General features: G+C 60.8%; 17 protein-coding genes. 9 read left to right on the plus strand and 8 right to left on the minus strand.

Translation table 11 applies throughout. The features are described from left to right. The first annotated feature begins 102 nt into the window (after positions 1-102). From BLW80_RS01265 to BLW80_RS01285, 5 genes are all read left to right on the plus strand, one after another. The gene (locus BLW80_RS01265) at positions 103-1,722 is read left to right on the plus strand and encodes a GMC family oxidoreductase (RefSeq protein ID WP_093756521.1); all 1,620 of its coding nucleotides are present in this window, start codon (positions 103-105) and stop codon (positions 1,720-1,722) included. A gap of 77 nt (positions 1,723-1,799) precedes the next feature. Further along, positions 1,800-2,750: a metallophosphoesterase family protein gene (locus tag BLW80_RS01270; RefSeq protein ID WP_093756522.1), complete on the plus strand. Its 951-nt coding sequence runs from the start codon at positions 1,800-1,802 to the stop codon at positions 2,748-2,750. A 12-nt stretch (positions 2,751-2,762) separates the two neighbouring features. Beyond that, positions 2,763-3,092: a cupredoxin domain-containing protein gene (locus BLW80_RS01275; protein ID WP_093756523.1), complete on the plus strand. Its 330-nt coding sequence runs from the start codon at positions 2,763-2,765 to the stop codon at positions 3,090-3,092. Positions 3,093-3,171: 79 nt separating this feature from the next. Beyond that, the gene (locus BLW80_RS01280; protein ID WP_093757283.1) at positions 3,172-3,735 is read left to right on the plus strand and encodes a sigma-70 family RNA polymerase sigma factor; all 564 of its coding nucleotides are present in this window, start codon (positions 3,172-3,174) and stop codon (positions 3,733-3,735) included. Next, positions 3,732-4,484, plus strand: a complete 753-nt coding sequence (locus tag BLW80_RS01285) for an anti-sigma factor family protein (protein WP_093756524.1) — start codon at positions 3,732-3,734, stop codon at positions 4,482-4,484. Before BLW80_RS01280 ends, BLW80_RS01285 begins: the two co-directional genes overlap by 4 nt. Before the next feature lie 3 nt (positions 4,485-4,487). Here BLW80_RS01285 and hpnO read toward each other — a convergent pair whose 3' ends face one another. Then, positions 4,488-5,879 carry an aminobacteriohopanetriol synthase HpnO gene (gene hpnO, locus BLW80_RS01290; RefSeq protein WP_089265067.1) on the minus strand — a complete coding sequence of 464 codons (1,392 nt, stop codon included), beginning with the start codon at positions 5,877-5,879 and terminating at the stop codon, positions 4,488-4,490. A 99-nt stretch (positions 5,880-5,978) separates the two neighbouring features. On the opposite strand from hpnO, the gene BLW80_RS01295 reads away from it, so the two are divergent. Beyond that, positions 5,979-6,686, plus strand: a complete 708-nt coding sequence (locus BLW80_RS01295; protein WP_093756525.1) for a DUF2147 domain-containing protein — start codon at positions 5,979-5,981, stop codon at positions 6,684-6,686. Here the strand turns inward: BLW80_RS01295 and hpnN are convergent. Continuing rightward, on the minus strand, positions 6,676-9,264 hold the full coding sequence (gene hpnN, locus BLW80_RS01300) for a hopanoid transporter HpnN (protein WP_093756526.1): 2,589 nt from the start codon (positions 9,262-9,264) through the stop codon (positions 6,676-6,678). The two genes, BLW80_RS01295 and hpnN, sit on opposite strands and share 11 nt — an antisense overlap. A gap of 393 nt (positions 9,265-9,657) precedes the next feature. Between hpnN and ispH the strand changes: the two genes are divergently transcribed. Beyond that, complete coding sequence (gene ispH / locus BLW80_RS01305; RefSeq protein WP_170849542.1) at positions 9,658-10,602, plus strand: 4-hydroxy-3-methylbut-2-enyl diphosphate reductase; 945 nt, start codon at positions 9,658-9,660, stop codon at positions 10,600-10,602. A gap of 42 nt (positions 10,603-10,644) precedes the next feature. Continuing rightward, positions 10,645-11,814, plus strand: coding sequence for an adenosyl-hopene transferase HpnH (hpnH, locus tag BLW80_RS01310; protein WP_093756528.1), 1,170 nt, complete (start codon positions 10,645-10,647; stop codon positions 11,812-11,814). A gap of 104 nt (positions 11,815-11,918) precedes the next feature. Here the strand turns inward: hpnH and BLW80_RS01315 are convergent, their stop codons facing one another. The 6 genes from BLW80_RS01315 to BLW80_RS01340 form a co-directional block, all read right to left on the minus strand. Beyond that, complete coding sequence (locus tag BLW80_RS01315) at positions 11,919-12,653, minus strand: phosphorylase (protein ID WP_093756529.1); 735 nt, start codon at positions 12,651-12,653, stop codon at positions 11,919-11,921. Then, positions 12,650-14,623 (minus strand): squalene--hopene cyclase, encoded by a 1,974-nt coding sequence (shc, locus tag BLW80_RS01320; RefSeq protein ID WP_502688578.1) that lies wholly within the window; start codon positions 14,621-14,623, stop codon positions 12,650-12,652. The genes BLW80_RS01315 and shc overlap by 4 nt, the downstream gene beginning before the upstream one ends. A gap of 42 nt (positions 14,624-14,665) precedes the next feature. Then, entirely contained in the window at positions 14,666-15,916 is a 1,251-nt protein-coding gene (gene hpnE / locus BLW80_RS01325; RefSeq protein WP_089265073.1) for a hydroxysqualene dehydroxylase HpnE, read from the minus strand. Next, positions 15,916-16,770 (minus strand): presqualene diphosphate synthase HpnD, encoded by an 855-nt coding sequence (gene hpnD / locus BLW80_RS01330; protein WP_439066587.1) that lies wholly within the window; start codon positions 16,768-16,770, stop codon positions 15,916-15,918. Before hpnD ends, hpnE begins: the two co-directional genes overlap by 1 nt. Further along, a complete protein-coding gene (hpnC, locus tag BLW80_RS01335) occupies positions 16,767-17,648 on the minus strand; it encodes a squalene synthase HpnC (protein ID WP_093756530.1) in 882 nt (293 codons plus the stop codon). Before hpnC ends, hpnD begins: the two co-directional genes overlap by 4 nt. Positions 17,649-17,878: 230 nt before the next feature. Next, complete coding sequence (locus BLW80_RS01340) at positions 17,879-18,121, minus strand: cysteine rich repeat-containing protein (RefSeq protein ID WP_068735855.1); 243 nt, start codon at positions 18,119-18,121, stop codon at positions 17,879-17,881. Positions 18,122-18,560: 439 nt separating this feature from the next. Here BLW80_RS01340 and BLW80_RS01345 point away from each other — a divergent pair, with 439 nt between their 5' ends. Then, positions 18,561-19,061 (plus strand): hypothetical protein, encoded by a 501-nt coding sequence (locus BLW80_RS01345; protein WP_068735853.1) that lies wholly within the window; start codon positions 18,561-18,563, stop codon positions 19,059-19,061. The last annotated feature ends 27 nt before the right edge of the window (positions 19,062-19,088 follow it).

A 19,088-nucleotide genomic window follows, 5' to 3' on the forward strand; every position in this document is an offset into this window, starting at 1 on the left:
CCACCCCACCGGCCCCATCACACGCTGTACAGACGCCCGCCGCCTCGTTAATCCCTTTCGGCACGGCAGGTGAGACCGTGAAACGGATGCGGCAGGGAAACGATGACGACACGGCTCGAGGGTGATTTCGATTATATCGTGGTTGGTGCGGGTACCGCCGGTTGCATCGTCGCCAATCGCCTTTCGGCAGATCCCGGCAAGCGCGTCCTCATCCTGGAGGCCGGCGGCAACGACAACTGGATCTGGTTTCACATTCCGGTGGGCTACCTCTTTGCCATCGGCAATCCCCGCTCCGACTGGATGTTTCGCACCGAGCCGGAGCCCGGCCTCAATGGCCGCGCGCTGGCCTATCCGCGCGGCAAGGTGATCGGTGGCTCCTCCGCGATCAATGCCATGATCTCGATGCGCGGCCAGGCGGCCGACTACGATCACTGGCGCCAGCTCGGCCTCAATGGCTGGGGCTATGACGATGTGCTACCGGCGTTCAAGACATTGGAAGATCATTTCCTTGGCGCCAGCGAACACCATGGCGCAGGCGGCGGCTGGCGCATCGAAGAACCACGGCTGTCGTGGAAGGTACTCGACGCCGTCGGCAATGCTGCGGCTGAAATGGGCATTCGCAAGACCGCCGATTTCAACACCGGCGACAATGAAGGCATCGGCTATTTTCACGTCAACCAGAAGCGCGGTCGGCGCTGGTCGTCGGCCCGCGGCTTTCTCAAGCCCGCACTGCACCGCCCGAACCTGCGGCTCGAAACCAAGGTGATGGTCGATCGCCTGATCGTCGAAAACGGCCGCGCCGTCGGCGTACGCTTCACCCAGAACGGCCAAGAGATCGAGGCACGCGCCAGGGGTGAAGTCGTCCTGTGTGCTGGCGCGGTTGGCTCGCCGCATCTGTTGCAGCGCTCCGGCATCGGACCCGCGGAGTGGCTGTCCGCCGCTGGTGTCGACATCACGCTCGATCGTCAGGGCGTCGGTCGTAACCTGCAGGACCACCTGCAGCAGCGCGCGATTTACAAGGTCTCCGGCGTGCGCACGCTGAACGAGACCTACTACAATCTGTTCCGCCGTGGCTGGATGGGCGTCGATTACGCGCTTCGCCGCCGCGGGCCGCTCACCATGGCGCCATCGCAGCTTGGCATCTTCACGCGCTCCGATGCCCATCGCGAACGCGCCAACATCCAGTTTCACGTGCAGCCGCTCTCGCTCGACAAATTCGGCGATCCGCTGCATCGCTTTCCGGCGATCACCATTGCTGCCTGCAATCTGCAGCCGACATCGCGCGGCGAGATCAAACTGCGCTCGGCGAAGCCCGATGACGCACCCGCAATTGCTCCCCACTACCTCTCGACAGACGACGACCGTCAGGTTGCTGCCGATGCGATCCGCGTGACACGCAGGTTGATGAAGCAGCAGGCGCTCGCCGCCTATCATCCCGAAGAATATCTGCCGGGGCCATCGGTTGGTGACGATGCGGCGTCCCTGGCCAAGGCCGCCGGCGATATCGGCACCACCATCTTCCATCCTGTCGGGACCGCGAAGATGGGCACAGCCTCGGACCCGATGGCCGTGGTGGACGAGCGGCTGCGCTTTTACGGGATCTCCGGATTGCGCGTCGTGGACGCCTCGGTGATGCCGACGATTACATCGGGCAATACCAACACGCCAACCGCAATGATCGCGGAAAAAGGCGCGTCGATGATCATCACGGATTCGCGATAACCTCATTTCGCGGGAATAAACACCCGCCATCTCCGATCCAGTCCCCATAGCCCAATGCAGGGCGATGGAGATTGGCGATGAGTGCATTCGATCACGATCATTCCCAGGACGACCCGAGACTTAGCCGTCGAAAGGTATTGGAATGCATGACGTGGGCCGGCACCGGCGTGCTCTGGAGCATTTCCGGTGGCGTCCCGCACGCCCTTGGACTCATTGATTCAGCACAAGCGGCAGAGCCCACCGGCCTGACGTTCCTGCAGATCAGTGACAGCCATATCGGCTTCGACAAGCCCGCCAACCCCAACGTCATCGGCACGCTCGAGGAAGCCATCGGCCGGATCAAAGCCATGCCGGTGAAGCCGTCGTTCATGATCCATACCGGCGATATCAGCCACCTCTCCAAGGCCTCCGAATTCGACGATGCCGACCGCATCATCTCGCAGGCGCGGCTCGATGTGCATTACGTCCCCGGCGAGCATGATTTCATCGACGAGGAGGTCAAGCTCTACCGCGAGCGCTACGGACGTGGGACCAAGGGCTCCGGCTGGTATTCCTTCGACGCAAGCGGCGTACACTTCATCGGGCTTGTGAACGTCGTCGATCTCAAAGCGGGCGGACTTGGAAACCTCGGCGCCGAGCAACTCACGTGGCTGGAAGACGATCTTCGCGGCCGATCAAAATCGACACCTATCGTGGTGTTTGCGCATATTCCACTCTGGACCGTTTATCCGACCTGGGGATGGGGCACCGAAGACGGTGCGCGCGCGCTGGACTACCTCAAGGGCTTCGGCTCGGTCACGGTGCTGAACGGCCATATCCATCAGGTGATGCAGAAAGTGGAAGGCAACGTCACGTTCCACACCGCACGCTCTACTGCGTTTCCACAACCGGCACCAGGGACAGCGCCCTCACCCGGCCCCATGAAGGTGGCCGACGACAAATTACGCGGCCTGCTGGGCATCGCCAGCATCATCTTCAAACCCGGCGATGAACGCCTCGCCATCATCGATACCCCGTTGCAAGGCTGAGGGCATCGCAACATGACATCGGTCGCCTTACGCAACATCTGCATCCGTGTCGCCGTTTTTGCCGTCATAGTCTCTTGCATGACAGCGGCGCGCTGCGAAGACCTCGCGGTGATGATCGACAACTTCACCTTCGAGCCGGCGCAGCTCACCATCAAGGTCGGCATGACCGTCACCTGGAAGAACCGAGACGACATCCCGCACGCCGTGGTCTCAGCCGGAAAATTCAGGTCGAAAACGCTCGACACTGACGACAGCTATTCCTTCACGTTCACGTCACCGGGTGACTACGCGTATTTTTGCTCGCTGCATCCGCATATGACGGGGATGATCAAGGTTGAGTAACCGCCAAAACCAAGGCATCACAACGATGCCCGGCCTCTGGAAACCCGGCAGCCGGGCATCGGCCGGCAAGGACAAGTCGATGCCAGCGCACAGAGCTGACGACGATGGCGAAAGGACGCGCCGTTTTCGCGACGCCGCGCTGCCATGCCTCGACGACGTCTATACGCTGGCCCGCTATCTGCTGCGCGATGCCGACGCCGCCGAAGACGCCGTCCAGGAATGCTATCTGCGCGCGCTGAAACATTTCGACAGCTATCGTGGCCCTGCAATCAAACCATGGCTGTTCGCCATCCTGCGCAATATCTGCCATGCGGAGTTCGCCCGTCGCATGAACTCACCAACCGCGATCGCCGAAATCGCCGAGGCAGAGTCGCAGGAAGCCGCGCCGCTCTGGCATGAGGCACAAGCTTCACCGGAGGCGGAATTGCTCCGACGTCGCGATGCCACGACGATCCAGCGTCTCGTAAGCGCGCTTGCCGAACCGTTCAGGGAAATCCTCGTGCTGCGAGAAATGCAAAACCTGTCTTACCGCGAGATTTCCGACATCGTCGGCGCACCCATCGGCACCGTGATGTCACGCCTCGCCCGCGCACGCGCGATGCTCCGCACCGCGTGGATGGCCGAAGAGGAGCCGCACAAATGACCTGCGATGAGGCCGAGATCCTTCTTCACGCATTGCTCGATGACGAGCTCGATGCCGGGCATGTCCGTGAGGTCGAGGCGCACATTGCCACTTGCCAGCGCTGCGCTGCTCAACTGAACGCCTATCGCGACATGCGATCCGCAATGGCCACCAGCGATCTGCATTTTACGGCGCCTCCACAGCTACGCCAGCGCATCGAGGCGGCGCTCCCCAAGGCTCACACGCCGAGTCGTCGCGCCGTGCTGAAAGGCTTCGCGATGGGATCGGTGTTGTCCGCTGTAGCTGCAACCGGCCTCGTCGTCGTCGTACTTCGCCATGAAGACGAGCAGCGCATTCTTTCGGAGGTGGTATCGGCGCATCTGCGCGCGCTGCAGGCCGGACATCTCGCCGACGTGCTCTCCACCGATCAGCACACGGTGAAGCCCTGGTTCAACGGTCGGCTTGACGTGGCGCCGCCGGTTGTCGATCTCACTGCGCAGGGTTTCACGCTCATCGGCGGGCGGCTTGATTATGTCAATGGACGAGCGATCGGTGCCATCGTCTACCGGCGGCGCACCCATGTGATCAATCTGTTCGTTGCACAGACGACAAATGCAGAATCACGGATGGCCAAGATCGAGACCGTTCAGGGCTTCAACATTCGCCACTGGAGCGAGCGCGGCCTGACCTACTGGGCGGTCAGCGATTTGAATGCCGATGAACTTGCTGATTTCGGCAGCAAGGTCGAACTTGCAACGGGAGCGAGCTGAAACCTAGGCTGACTTCCGCACGGCGTTGTCGACCAGCGTCTTGCCGAGCGACCAGATCGCACCAGGAACCTTATGGCTATCGGCGATCACGGTACGGAACGAGTTCTCGATCCACTTTCCGTCGTCCTCGGTGACCACCAGCGGCGGCAGTAGCTTGATCGTGTGACTGCCGTGGCCGGAGACCTGAGTCAGGATCTTCTGCTCCTTGAACAGTGGTACGGTGATCAACTGGCAGAACAGGCCTTTGCTGGCCGACTCCAGGATGTTCCATGATGCCTTGAGGCGCAGCGACTTCGGCGGGCCGAATTCGACACCGATCATCAGGCCCTTACCGCGCACTTCCTTCAGAAGCTCGAATTCGGGAATCATGTTCTGCAGAGCGAGCCGCAATTCGGCACCACGCTTGGCCGCGTTCTCGACCAGCTTCTCGTGCTTCATGATCTCCAGCGTGGCAATGCCGGCGGCCATCGCCAGATCGTTCTTGCCGAAGGTCGAACCATGGACCAGCGAGCGATCCATCCGGTTGAAGATCTTGTCGAAGATGCTTTTTCGCGTCAGCAGCGCGCCAACAGGAACATGACCTCCCGACAAGGCTTTTGCGAGAAGGATCATGTCGGGCTCGACATTCCAGTGCTCGATCGCCAGAAATTTTCCGGTGCGTCCGAGGCCGGTCTGGATTTCATCGGCGATGAACAGCGTGCCGTATTTGCGGCACAGCGCAGCGGCGCCCGACAGGAATTCGTCGGTGGGCAGGTTGACGCCTTTGCCCTGGATCGGTTCGACGATGAAGCCGGCAACCTGCTTGGACGACAGCGCCTTCTCCAGCGCTTCGAGGTCGTTGAATGGCACCGTGGTGCAGCCCGAGAGCAGCGGGCCGAAGCCGGTGCGGAAATTGGTGTCGTCGGTCAGCGACAGCGCGCCATAGGTCAGTCCGTGATAGGCGTGATCGCAATATACGATCCCGTCGCGGCCGGTCGCATTGCGAGCAAATTTGATCGCCGCCTCGACGGTTTCCGCGCCCGAGTTCGCGAAAAACACCTTGTCCATATAGGGGACGTTTTCCAGCAGCTTCTCTGAGAGGATACCTGCGAGTGTGGAAACATCCATTTGCACCAAATTGGGCATGTCGGCGTCGAGCACGCTTTTGAGCGCATTCCGCATCACCGGATGGTTCCGGCCAATCGCAAAAACGCCAAATCCGCTCAGTAGATCGAGATAACGGGCGCCGTCCCGGTCGAACAAATACTGGCCGATGCCTCGCTGAAAGCCAACGTCATATCCGATGGTCTTGAGGACTCGAACGAGCTGTTCATTAAGATGGCGCGTATGCATCGAGCTACGCTGCGCCTCCCGTTCAACAAACATCTCGGAAACGTCTAGATTCGGATATACCATGAGTTACATACGTCGGTTGATGGTCGCTTCGTCAACTGAAAACCGTAAATGCGGCGATTTGACTTCGCCGAGAACCGCTACTTAAGCATAGGTCTAAACATGTTGCAGCGCCCACGCATTACTACGCGTACTCTTACATATTGCGGAATCCTTTTTTCGGCAGGCTTGTTTTCGGCAGGGCTGGCTCCCGCATTTGCAGCTGACCCGACCGGCGATTGGAAGGTCGAGGACGGCGTCGCGCATATTCGTGTTGCTGAATGCGGTGGCAGCATGTGGGGGGCCGTAGCCTGGGAAAAGACCCCCGGCGGGATCGACAAGAACAATCCCGATGCCACCAAGAAGGCCCGCCCCACTCTGGGCATCGTGACATTGCTGGACATGAAAAAGAATGCCGCAAACGACAAATGGGCGGGTCAGGTCTACAATGCCAAGGACGGAAAATTCTATAAATCGACGATCAAGCTCGGTGATACTGCTGACGAACTTGAAATCGAAGGATGCGTCCTTGGTTTCCTGTGCGGCGGTCAGACCTGGACGCGCGTAGGCCCGTCGATTCCGTCGAGCCCCTCGAACCTCACCGCCAAGGGTGCCCTGCCCAAGGCGGGCGCTACCACCGGCGGCAAGATGGCCCCAGCGGCTACTCCGACAGCTGCTGCTGCACCCAAGGCTGCACCGGCTCCCGCTGCCGGCGCACCCAAGGCCACCGCTCCAGCCGGTCAGAAAACCGCTGCAGCAACGGCGCCGGGACAGCCGGCCGATATCGGCGATATCTGCCTGCTGCCCGAGATCAACAAGGTCACTCACTAGTCTCGCGCGGCTTACCCATGAGAGCCGGCTGGAATAGCAGCACGGCCGCCAGCGTCACGACAAAGGACATCGCGAGCAGTTTACCCATGCTCGCGGTGCCCGGATGGTTCGACAGCCACAGGCTACCGAACGCCGTGGCAGTCGTCAGCGCGCTGAAGAAAATCGCGCGTGTCAGCGATGACTGCAGCAAGTTCTTGTAGCCTGCCCGCCAGGCCGTCACATAGTAGATCTTGAACGCCACGCCGACGCCGAGCAGCAGCGGCAGCGCGATGATGTTGGCGAAGTTCAGTGGCAAGCCGATCAGCACACAGATCTCCAGCGTGACCGTTCCCGCCACCAGCAAGGGAACGATCGTCAGCAACACGTCGCTGATGCGCCGCAAAGCCAGCCACAGCAACAACGAGATCGAAAGCAGCGCCCAGATGCCCGCATGAATGAAGGCGGTGACAATGGTGTCGCCCGACTTCAGGATCGAGATCGGGCCACCGACGGCGAGCGGCTCGGACTTCAGCACGGCATCGGCGAACTTGCGCAACGTATCGTTATCGTTCGGATCGCCGTTGGGCTGCGCCTCGACGCGGATCTGGCCATCCTTGGTCTTCCACGAATTCACCAATTCGGCTGGCAAGGTCTGCAAACTGATCGGGCTCGCCTGCATCAGATTACGCAACTGCCCCAAAGCGAGCTTGAGCGGCACCACAAAGGTCGCCTGCACCTGGTCGCGCACAGGCTGGCTGGCATCAGCGGTCTTGGCCAATGCATCCGCCAGACGCTTCGCGGCGACAGCGCCGGGGCTGGTCTGCGTTCCCGCAAGTTTGCGCAGGCTCGCCGCCGAGTCCTTCAGAGAGGTGACATTTTCCGCATCGGTTGGCGCCTTGTCGATCGACTCAGGGTTCAAAGCCGGCTCGAGAATCTTCGCACCCTCCTGGATCGCCTTCAGCTTGGCGGGCTGATCCTCAGGCACGAAGCTGCCGAGCGAAATCGTACGAGCAACTTCCGGGACCTTCGAGAGACGTTCTTCGACCTGCTTCGCAGCGGCCTCGTTCGGCGCCATGATATTGACGGCATTGGCGCCAGTGTTCGGATCCTTGCGCAGATCGAGGAATGTCGCGATCGACTCGACGTTCGGATTGCGCAGGTTGATCGGATTGAAGTCGAACTTCAGGAAGTAGAGCAATGGCAGACCGGCGATCGTGAGCGCCAATGTGATGCCGATAATCCAGAAGCGCTTCTCTTCCAGGAAACGGTCGACAGGCGCCAGGAACGCATAACCGACGGGCTCCTTTTCGCCCGCGGGATTCAGGAGATCGAGCAGTGCCGGCAGAACGGTGATGCTGGTCAGGAACGCGATCATCATGCCGGCGCCCGCGATCTTGCCGAGTTCAGACACGCCTTTGTAATCGGTCGGCAGGAACGACAGAAAGCCGGCAGCCGTTGCGAAAGCGGCGAGCGACAGCGGCACGGCGCAATATTCGGCCGCCTTCGTCAAAGCGAGCGGCAGGTTGTCGTTCTTGTAACGCTCGGAGCGGTAACGCACGCTGAACTGGATGCCGAAATCGACACCCAAGCCGACGAACAACACGGCAAATGCAATCGACAGTAGGTTCAGCGAACCCACCATCATGAGACCGACGGCGGTCGTTGTGGCGAGGCCCACGAATAGCGTTGCGAACACGGCACCGATGATCTTGGCCGAGTGCAACGCCATCCAGAGGATGACCAGCACGATCAAAACCGTACCGATCCCGTTGACGATGGCGCCATCCTGCACGGTGGAGAATTCCTCGTTTGCGATGGGGACCGGGCCGGTCAACCGCACGCGTGCGCCGTATTCGCCAGCGATGTTCAGGTCGATGGCAGCCTGCCGGATCGCATCTGTCGCGGTCTTGCCGGGCTCAAGCGCGTTGAAGTCGAGGATAGGCTTGATTTCGATGAAGCCACGCTTGTCGCCATCCGTCAGAGGCTTGTCGCTGACCAGCCCGCGCCATGAGAAGGTGCCCTTGCCGTTTTTCAGCACGTCCTCGATGGTCTGCGAGACGGCGTTGAAGGTCGGCGCTGCAGCGTCAAGCTGAAGCTGCCCGCGGCGAATGCCGGTAAGACCGGTCTCCAGCGCGCCGGTGAGACCGCGCAGACTGGGATCGCCGGCCATGATTTCAATCAGGGGAGCAGCTTGCTGGAACTGGCCCGTCAGTTGCGCAACTTCCTTGGTCGGCAGGAACAGCAAGCCGTTTTTCTCGAAGAACGCTCCGCCATCCAATCGGCGAACCGAGTCGAAATCCGTCTTGTTGGTGACCAGCTTCGCTTCCATCGCATTGGCTGCGGCATTGGCGAATTCAGGCGTGGGCGCCTCAACCACCGCGATAATCAGGCGCTCCTGGTCGAAGGCCTTGTCGAAGGCAATGTCGCGCTGACGCCAATCGAGATGGGGCGAGATCAGCTTGTTGATGTCTGTATTGATCGAGAAATTCTTCGCCGTGTAATAGCTCGCACCAATCGAAAGAAGCACACAAACGAGCACCACCGGCAGGGCAAACCGGGTGCAGAAGTTCACGACCGAGACGACAACTCTTGTCAGCACGCTTTTTCTTTCTATTTGGACGAGGCTCGCAAAGAATGCGGTTCACGAGTGAGGGTTCCGCAAACCATTACTTTCGCATTGGATGCGCTTTGCTTTCAGCAATGTGATGGGATGGCATAAAACGTGCTGATCACCGTAGCAACGGCCGTGTTAGCGACGCCTCGTCGCGCCGTAAAGTGACGAACAAGTGAGAGTTTTCAGGTTCTTGGGCGCAACCGCAAGATATTACCGCAACCCGGCCAGTTGTCGCAAACCACGTTTTCGGTTCGTGATTGCATACTGAGTGATTTTTGTCACACAGAACGGCTCAAATATCCAGCTGGGCTGGATATGTGCCTGATTGTGGTACAGAATTAAGGATTATACCGGAATCGATTATGGACTTTGTACCACGTGCTTGATCGTCGTCCCCTTGAAATCTTTCTGGCTCAGCCGCGCGGCTTCTGCGCGGGCGTCGTGCGTGCCATCGAGATCGTCGAGCGTGCTCTCGAGCGCTATGGGGCGCCGGTCTATGTCCGCCATGAGATCGTCCATAACAAATACGTGGTCGAGAGCCTGAAGGCCAAGGGTGCCATTTTCGTCGAGGAACTCTCCGAAGTACCTCCGAATGCCATGACCGTCTTCAGCGCCCACGGCGTCGCCCGGAGCGTCGAGGAGGAAGCGGCCGCCCGTGGCCTGCCTGTTTTGGATGCAACTTGCCCGCTCGTCACCAAGGTCCACAACCAGGGCAAACGGTATATGTCCAAGGGCCGTAAGGTCATCCTGATCGGCCACGCAGGCCATCCGGAGGTCGACGGTACCATGGGACAGGTACCCGGCCCGGTTTACCTTGTTCAGAGCGTTGAGGACGTCAAGGCACTCACGCTGCCACCGCAGGAACCGGTCGCCTATATCACCCAGACGACCCTCAGCGTGGATGACACCAAGGACATCATTTTAGCTCTGGAACAGCGTTTCAGTGACATTGAGGGCCCCGATACCCGCGATATCTGCTATGCAACACAAAACCGCCAATCTGCGGTAAGAGACCTCAGTAAACTTGTAGACGTCATCCTGGTCGTCGGGGCGACCAACAGTTCCAACTCGAACCGGTTGCGCGAAATCGGCACCGAGGTCGGTGTCGCAAGTTACCTCATTGCCGATGGCAGCGAACTCAACCCCGCCTGGTTGAAGGATGCGCGTGCCGTAGGCATCACGGCTGGCGCATCCGCGCCAGAAGTGCTTGTAGATGACGTGATCGAGACCTTACGGCGGATCGGACCGGTTGCGGTGTCGGTGTTGCCCGGACGTGAAGAGAATATCGAATTCAAACTACCCGCCGAACTGACCGCGGTTTGATCCACCTTCGTCACGATGTGATGCGCAGAGAGAAAATTCGAAATGGCCATTCCGTTTTTTAAAGAAATGAAGATCGGCTCCTATCTGTTGAAGAAGAAGCTGACCGGCCAGAAGCGCTATCCGCTCGTGCTGATGCTGGAACCCCTCTTTCGCTGCAACCTGGCCTGTGTCGGCTGTGGCAAGATCGACTATCCGAACGCTATCCTCAATCGCCGCATGTCGGCGCAGGAATGCTGGGATGCTGCGGACGAGTGCGGCGCGCCGATGGTTGCGATCCCGGGCGGCGAGCCGCTGATCCACAAGGAAATCGGCGAGATCGTGCGCGGCCTGGTCGAGCGCAAGAAGTTCGTCTCACTCTGCACCAACGCGCTGCTGCTTGAGAAGAAGCTCGACCTGTTCACCCCTTCGCCTTACCTGTTCTTCTCGGTGCATCTCGACGGTCTCAAGGACCACCACGACAAGGCTGTTTCGCAGGAAGGCGTGTTCGACCGCGCCGTCTCCGCGATCAAGGCCGCCAAGGCCAAGGGCTTCGCCGTCAACGTCAACGCGACCATCTTCGACGGCCATGCCGCCGAGGACATCGCCAAGTTCCTCGACTACACCGTGGAGCTCGGCGTCGGCGTCTCGATGTCGCCTGGCTATGCCTATGAGCGTGCACCGGATCAGGAGCACTTCCTGAACCGCACCAAGACCAAGAAGCTGTTCCGCGACGTCTTTGCGCTCGGCAAGGGCAAGAAGTGGAACATCATGCATTCCGGCCTGTTCCTGGACTTCCTTGCCGGCAACCAGGAATACGAGTGCAAGCCGTGGGGCATGCCTGCGCGCAACATCTTCGGCTGGCAGAAGCCCTGCTACCTGCTCGGTGAAGGCTACACCAAGACCTTCAAGGAATTGATGGACACCACCGATTGGGACACCTACGGCACCGGCAAGTACGAGAAGTGCGCCGACTGTATGGCCCATTGCGGCTACGAGCCGACCGCCGCGGACGCAGCCATCAGCAACCCGTTCAAGGCCATGTGGGTGGCGATGCGCGGCGTGAAAACGTCGGGCCCGATGGCGCCGGAAATCGACCTTACCAAGCAGCGTCCGGCACAGTACGTGTTCTCGTCGGAAGTGCAGAAGCGCCTGTCGGACATCCGCAAGGAAGAAGCTGTCGCCGCTGCCGCAAAGGCCGAGGAAAAGGCCCAGAAGGCTTCGACCGCCGCCTGAGCGATTTCGAGCTGAATATAAAAAAGGGCGCGATGCAAATCGCGCCCTTTTTCTTTGAAAGATTGAATTCGCGAGACGCCCGGCAAACACCGCCAGAGCAGCGCTCAGACGTCCGCGGAAACGAGGTTGGTGTGACCCAGCAGATAGCTGCGGCAGTCGCGCAGGCTGCGTAGCGCGCGATTGAAGTCGCGCCCGGTCGAAACCAGCGCCCGAATCACCAGCGGATTGCGGGCGATGCCGCGCAGCACCTTGCGCAGATCGACATCACCATTGGGTTTGATCGCAGTGGTGGCGATTTCCGGCAGGGCGCGATGGGCGGGATCGCTGACGACGCGCAGTGCGGCGAACGGCAGTCCGGCCATGGCGGCAAATTCCGCGGCGATGTGGCTTTCCATATCGACGGCAGCGGCGCCGAATTCCGAGCGCAGCGCGGCCTTGCCGGCCTGCCCCGTCACGACCTTCTCGACACCAACCAGACCGCCACGAAACACCTTCTGGCGGCCGACGCCGGCACCGGCGATCAGTTCGTCGCTAAGGATCTCAGACGCTGACCAACGGCTGTTGCCGGCCACCACTTCCGTGGCCACAACGACAGCGCCTGATTTGAGATCGGGATCGAGACCGCCGGCGACGCCGAAGCTGATGACGCCGCGGATGGTGGCGGGGTCGAAGTCAGCCAGCAGGCTGCGGAGCTGAACAGGGTCGCTTGAGCTGCAAATCACGGTCATTCCCGGCCCGGCAGCGATCTTCGCTTCCTGGACCAGCCCCGTGACGATCAATACCGGCCGCGGGTCGGTTGTATCACCCGCGGTCGAAATGCCCCCATCGCCCAAAATCACATCCCAACCCCTACGGTCTTGCTGTTGGTGCTCTTCAAATTCCGGAACCGCGCCAACGCCCAGAGCGGGAAGAATTTCGAGTAGCCATGATAACGCAGATAAAACACACGGGGGAAGCCGGTAGCGGTGTAACGGGCCTCGTCCCAGAGTCCTTTTTCCGTCTGTGTGTCCATCAGGTACCGCGTTCCACGGGCGACAGCCGGATTATCGACCTCGCCTGCCGCCATCAGGGCAAGCAAAGCCCATGCCGTTTGCGACGACGTGCTCGGGGCCGCCTCGAATCCCTTGTAATCGAGTCGGTAGCTGACCGCATCTTCGCCCCAGCCGCCGTCCTCGTTCTGGATCGACAGCAGCCAGGCCACCGCCTTGCGGAACGCCGGATCCTGGTGGTCAATGCCAACAGCATTCAGCGCACACAGCACCGACCAGGTGCCGTAGATGTAGTTCAGGCCCCAGCGGCCATACCAGGAGCCCTCCGCGAGCTGGGTACGGCGCAGATATTCCACACCGTCTGCCAGCGGCTTTGAGGTCTCGACGGTGTCACCAAGCTGCGCCAGCATCGAGACGCAGCGCGCGGTGACGTCCTCCGTCGGCGGATCGAGCAGTGCGCCATGGTCCGAGAACGGGATGTTGTTGAGGTAATATTCGAGGTTATCGACCTCGAACGCCGCGAAGCCTCCGTCGCTGCTCTGCATGCCCAGGATCCACTCCCGACCGCGATCGAGCGCAACGTCGTATTCCTTGCCACCAGTCTGACGGCGTGCGCGGTCCATCGCCATCATCACCACGGCCGTATCGTCGAGATCCGGGTAATAGGCGTTGTTGTACTGGAACGCCCAGCCGCCCGGACGCAGGTCCGGCCGCTTCACCGCCCAGTCGCCCTTCACGTCGAGCACCTGCTTCGTCGCCAGCCAGTCGAGCCCTTCTTTCGCCGGACCGAACGCTTCATCGCCGCCGGTCTCCAGCATCGCATGCGCGGTCAGCGCGGTGTCCCACACAGGCGATACGCAAGGCTGGCAATAGGCTTCGACCTCACCGACAATCAGAAGCTTGTCGATACCGCGCCGCTGGATGGCGCGGGGCGGATAGTCGGCGGGGAAGCCGAGCACTTCATACATCATGACCATATTGGCCATCGGCGGATAGATCGCGCCGAGACCGTCTTCGCCGTTCAGGCGCTCCTCGCAGAACTCGACGGCTTTCGCGATCGAATGGGCGCGGAGTTTCTTTGGGAAATACGGTTCGGCGGCGCGGAGCAGAATATCGATACCGGTGAAGAAGGCGAACATCGCGCGGCTCTGATGCGGCGCGCGTTTAATGCCACCGATCCTGGATGGATCTTCCAGGAACAGCTCGTCGATGCCGACGCCCTTCTTGTTCTGCGCGCGCGGCTTCAGCGCTGCGAGCACCATGAGCGGCACGATCGTGGTGCGCGCCCAGTAGGACATCTTGTTGAGGTGGAACGGAAACCACATCGGCAGCAGCATGATCTCAACCGGCAGCACCGGAGTGGCGCGCCACGAGAGGATGCCGAACATCGCCAGCAGGAAGCGTGTGAAGACGTTGACGTTGACGGCGCCGCCGCGCGAGCGGATCGCTTCGCGGGCGCGGACCATATGCGGCGCGTCGATCGAATCGCCGATCATCTTCAGCGCGAAATACACTTTCACGCTGGCGCTCATATCGAAGTCGCCGTCCTGCACCAGCGCCCAGCCGCCATGCTTGCCCTGGGTGCGGCGCAGATAGTTGGCGATCTTGCCTTCAAGCTCGGCATCGACGGGCTCGCCGAGGTAGTGCCGCAACAACACGTATTCTGACGGGATCGTGCCGTCGGCTTCGAGCTCAAATACCCAATGGCCGTCAGGCTGCCGGAACTTCAGCAGGCCCTGCTTCGCCGCAGCGATGCTCGTCTCGAGCGCCGCGTTCTGAATTGTGATCTCTGGACTGACCGAATGCATCTCGCTCGCCATATCTCCGTACTCGTCGTGAATGATCGTCTGGCTGCGCAACGGTCAGCGCATCGCCAGAACGAGATCCGCCGCGCGGTCACCCGACCGCACCGATCCCTCAATAGTCGCCGGCAGACCGGTATCGGTCCAATCGCCTGCAAGAAACAGGTTCTTGAAATCGGTGCGCGTGCCCGGACGCAAGGCATCTTGGGCAGGCGTAGCCGCAAAAGTAGCACGGCGCTCGCGCACGATCTGCCAGGCGGGCAGCGGCGCCTGGATATTCGAAATCTTGCAGATCTCGTCCCAGATCTGTTGCGCAAACTGTTCGCGCGGTGTGTTCACGAAACGATCGCCATTGCTGATCGTGATCGACAGGCGATTGTGGAAAGCAAACAGCCATTCCACCACACCGCCGACAACGCCAATCAGCGGCGCGTGGCCTGCTGGCGGAACATAATTGAAATGCGCGTTCACGATCGCGCGGAATTCGGTCGGCGTCTTCACACCTGGCAATAGCGACTTCGCGGCCCATGGCGGAACAGCCATCACCACGACATCGTCCGCGCCAAGCGTGATGACGTCATCAGCGCCAAACTTCAGCTCGGTGACGCGATCACCACTCATGGTGTAACCGCGCAGCTCATGACCAAAATGAACGCCAGCGCCCTTGGCACGCAGCAATTCGATCGCAGGCTCGACCAGAACATCGCTAAGACCAGCGCGCGCGATCAGCGGGCGGCACGCCTGGCCGCCTGCCAGCAGCGTTTCGCGCACGATGGCGCCGGCCAGACCAGCCGACCCTTCCGGCGGATCGACATTGAGCGCGGCCAGCAACAGTGGCTGTACCAGACGATCGTAGAGGACGCCTTCACAGCGAATGGCGTCGCCGACCAGGCGACTATTCGATGACCAGATCAGCGGCGACAGCGCGAGATAATCGGCGACTGATGTGTCCGGGACGCGGCGCGTCTTGTCGAACAACCATGTCGGGATCTTGCCATCGCCGAGATCGAGCTGCCAGCGCTTGCCAGTCTTGGCATCGGCAAATGCAAATTGCGCCCGCTGCGGACCAACGAGCCCGGCTTCGGTGCCGATCGACTTTGCATAAGCGACGACATGGCTGTTGCCCGACAGAACCAGATGATTGCCATTGTCGATCTGGAGCTGGGTCTGCGCGTCAAAATACGACCGGCAGCGGCCACCGGCCTGCTGCGTCGCCTCATGGACGTGGACCTTGAAGCCGGCATTGACGAGACGCACGGCGGCCGACAGGCCGGAAACGCCGGCACCAATGATATGAGCGGTCTTTTGCATCAGATGATCGCGTATCGCAGCAGGATCGCTATCTTGGAGGCCTTGCCGAGACGAACGGGGTCGCGCGGCAAAGCAAAGCCGCGCGCCACCAGCAATTCCAGGATGGCGTGATAATATTTCGACATGATCCGCGGCGCGCGCACCACGCGGCGCTTGTTACGCGCCATGATCTCGTCGGACTTTTCGAAATGCGCCTGCGCCCGCTTCACCAGCGGCACACAGACCTTCGGCAATGCCGGGCTGGCGCGCACCACGTCCGGATCGCTCGACGTGATGCCGGCGTGATAGAGCAGCTCACGCGGCAGATAGAGACGACCGATACCGGCGTCTTCGTCGATATCGCGCAGGATATTGGTGATCTGCAGCGCACGACCGAGATGATGCGCAAGCAGAATGCCATCTTCGTCCGGCATGCCGAACACCTTCACCGACAGGCGGCCGACGGCACTGGCAACACGATCGCAATACAGATCGAGCGTTGCGTCATCGGGCGCGCGAATATCTGCGGGGATATCCATCTCCATGCCGTCGATGACGGCGATGAAATCCTCCTTGCGCATGCCGAATTGCTTGATTGGCCCGACATAGTCGCGCACACGCGCCGGCGGATTGCCTGCATAGAGCGCATCGATATCTGCGCGCCACTGCTGCATGTCGGCGAGCCTGACGTCGCGCGGACCATCGGAATCCGCGATATCGTCGACCTGACGGCAGAAGCTGTAGATCTGGAACATCGCATCGCGCTGGGCACGCGGCAGAATGCGCATCGCGGCATAGAACGAGCTGCCGGCAGCAACGCCCTGAACCTCGCTCTGAGATTCGCTATTATTCACCTGGCTCGTCATCTGGTTCATGCGCCCGGCGTCGTCGAACGAGGCATCGGCGCGCTGGTGGTGGCGCGGCGCCACAGCCCGCCGGCAATGCCGGCCAGCGCGTAGCCAGCCATGCTGGCCTTAGAGAGGTGAACCTTCTCGCTGAGCGGATCGCGCAACTTCAGCATCTTCAGGATCTGCCAGGCAAAAGTCTCGATGACGGCCACATCGCAGCCCAGCCGGACGTCGGCGATATGGACCGTCAGTGTCTCGCTCTCATGCATCAGGGTCTCGGTCTTGGCGACCAGCTCGCGAATACAGGCCAGCAGCGCCGGCAACGCCTTCGCCTGCTTGAGATCTTCCACCGAGGCGCCGTGCCGGTCCAGCGTGTCCTGCGGAATGTAGACCCGATCGAGATCGCGATAGTCGTTGCCGCAATCCTGCAGGTGATTGTTGATCTGCAAGGCCGCGCACAGCGCATCCGACGCCGGCCAGGTGGCTTTGCTTTCGCCGTGCACGTCGAGCATGAAACGTCCGACCGGCATCGCCGAGAACGAACAATAATGAATGAGCTCATCCCAGTCGGCGTAGCGCAGCTTGGTCACGTCCATCCGAAAAGCTGTCAGGACGTCGAGCGCATGACGCGGGGGCATCTCGCGCATCTGGAGCGCCTCGCGCAGAACGACGGCTTCGGCCTGGCCGTCACCCTGACCGAGCAGGTCGGCCTCCAGCTCGTCGAGCAGGGCCAGTTTCGCCGGCGCATCGAGCAGCGCGTGATCGGCAATGTCGTCCGCGGTCCGGACGAAATTATAGAAGGCAAGAATCAGCGCCCGGTGGCGCGGATGGATAATCCACGACGCGACAGGAAAATTCTCGTCACGATCGGTCTTGCCGGATCGCAGTTCGCTCGCAGGGGTCATCCAGAACTGGCTACGTTGGATTTGAACAGGGTGGCTCGGGGGCCGCCAAGGTCCGGTAATACCGGCAGGCGGGGTCGGCCGCGAGCCCCCATATAGGGCAAATTGGCCCGTGAGACCAATGCCAATATGCCACTTTCGGCCGCAGCCAGTGCCGGACCGGATCACGTCTTGGCGGGCTCGCGGCGAGACCAAAACGGCGCCACGAGCCCGGAATCTCGCATTAGGGCGGGTTATTGGCCGTGGCTGACCAGCACGTCGTTGCAGGCCTTGCTGATCTTGGGGCGGTTTTCCTTCAGGCAGGACAGAACCACGAGGTCGCCCTGATCCATGACGGCGCGGCAGAGCTTCTGCACATCGCGGGTACAGGCCTTCTGCTCCGCGTCGGTGCCGCTGCGGGGCTGGTTTTGCTGGGCCAATGCACCGGTCGAGGCAGATGCGGAAAGCACGGACAGTACCAGGAGAAATTTACGCATTGTCTTCCTTCAGTATGGTGACGAGATCACAGCCCGTGTGGTGCATAGCATAAACTGAAACATTCGCATCGCCGGGAAGGCTTTATCTTCAGGTACATCGGCGAATTCGCGGCGATGGATGCAATCAGGACACAGAACATTCCCGCCCCCACAGACATGAATAAATGCGGCGAAAACTTGCGCACATGGCCGCACTGGCTGCAGGACCGGCCGATGCCACCCCCGCAGGACAAGATAAGGTTTTAGGACAATTGTTCAGACGCGCATGACCTCCACCCGTTCCGCTCCGGGAACCTTCACGCTTGTGGGCGGTGACATGTTACTTTTACAATCGTCCAATTATGATCGCTCTATTGAACCTAAAGATGTGCAGCGACACTTAAGCTTCGATGAGGCGCGGCATAACTCGGTTACACAGCGCTATTTTGGGAAAACTTACATGACATTCCATTCTGCAAAGCGGTTCGGGCACGCCCTCAAGGCCGCTGGCGCTGGCGCGATCCTGCTGCTGTCGGTATCCGCAGGCCATGCCCAGTCCGGACCGTTCGCCGGCTTCGACGGGGCCTGGAGCGGTACCGGAACGGTCTCCATGTCGGACGGGTCCTCGGAGCGCATTCGCTGCCGGGCGACCTACAAGGTGGATGGCGGCGGCAGCGCACTGGCGCAGACGCTGCGCTGCGCCAGTGACAGCTACAAGTTCGACCTCTCCAGCAATGTCACCAGCCAGGGCAACAACGTGTCCGGCAGCTGGAGCGAAGCCAGCCGCAACGTCTACGGCAATCTGGTCGGCAAGGCTGGCGGCGGCCAGATCGACGTCTTCGTCGAGGCCGCGGGCTTTGCGGCCAACATCACGCTGACGACCCGCGGTAACAAGCAGTCGGTGTCGATCAGCTCCAAGGGCGAAATTCGCGGCGTTTCGATCAATATGGTCAAGAGCTGAGACGTGACCCGTGCATCAGGTGCGAAG

It is taken from the genome of Tardiphaga sp. OK245, from assembly GCF_900108575.1.
Classification (GTDB): Bacteria; Pseudomonadota; Alphaproteobacteria; order Rhizobiales; family Xanthobacteraceae; genus Tardiphaga; species Tardiphaga robiniae.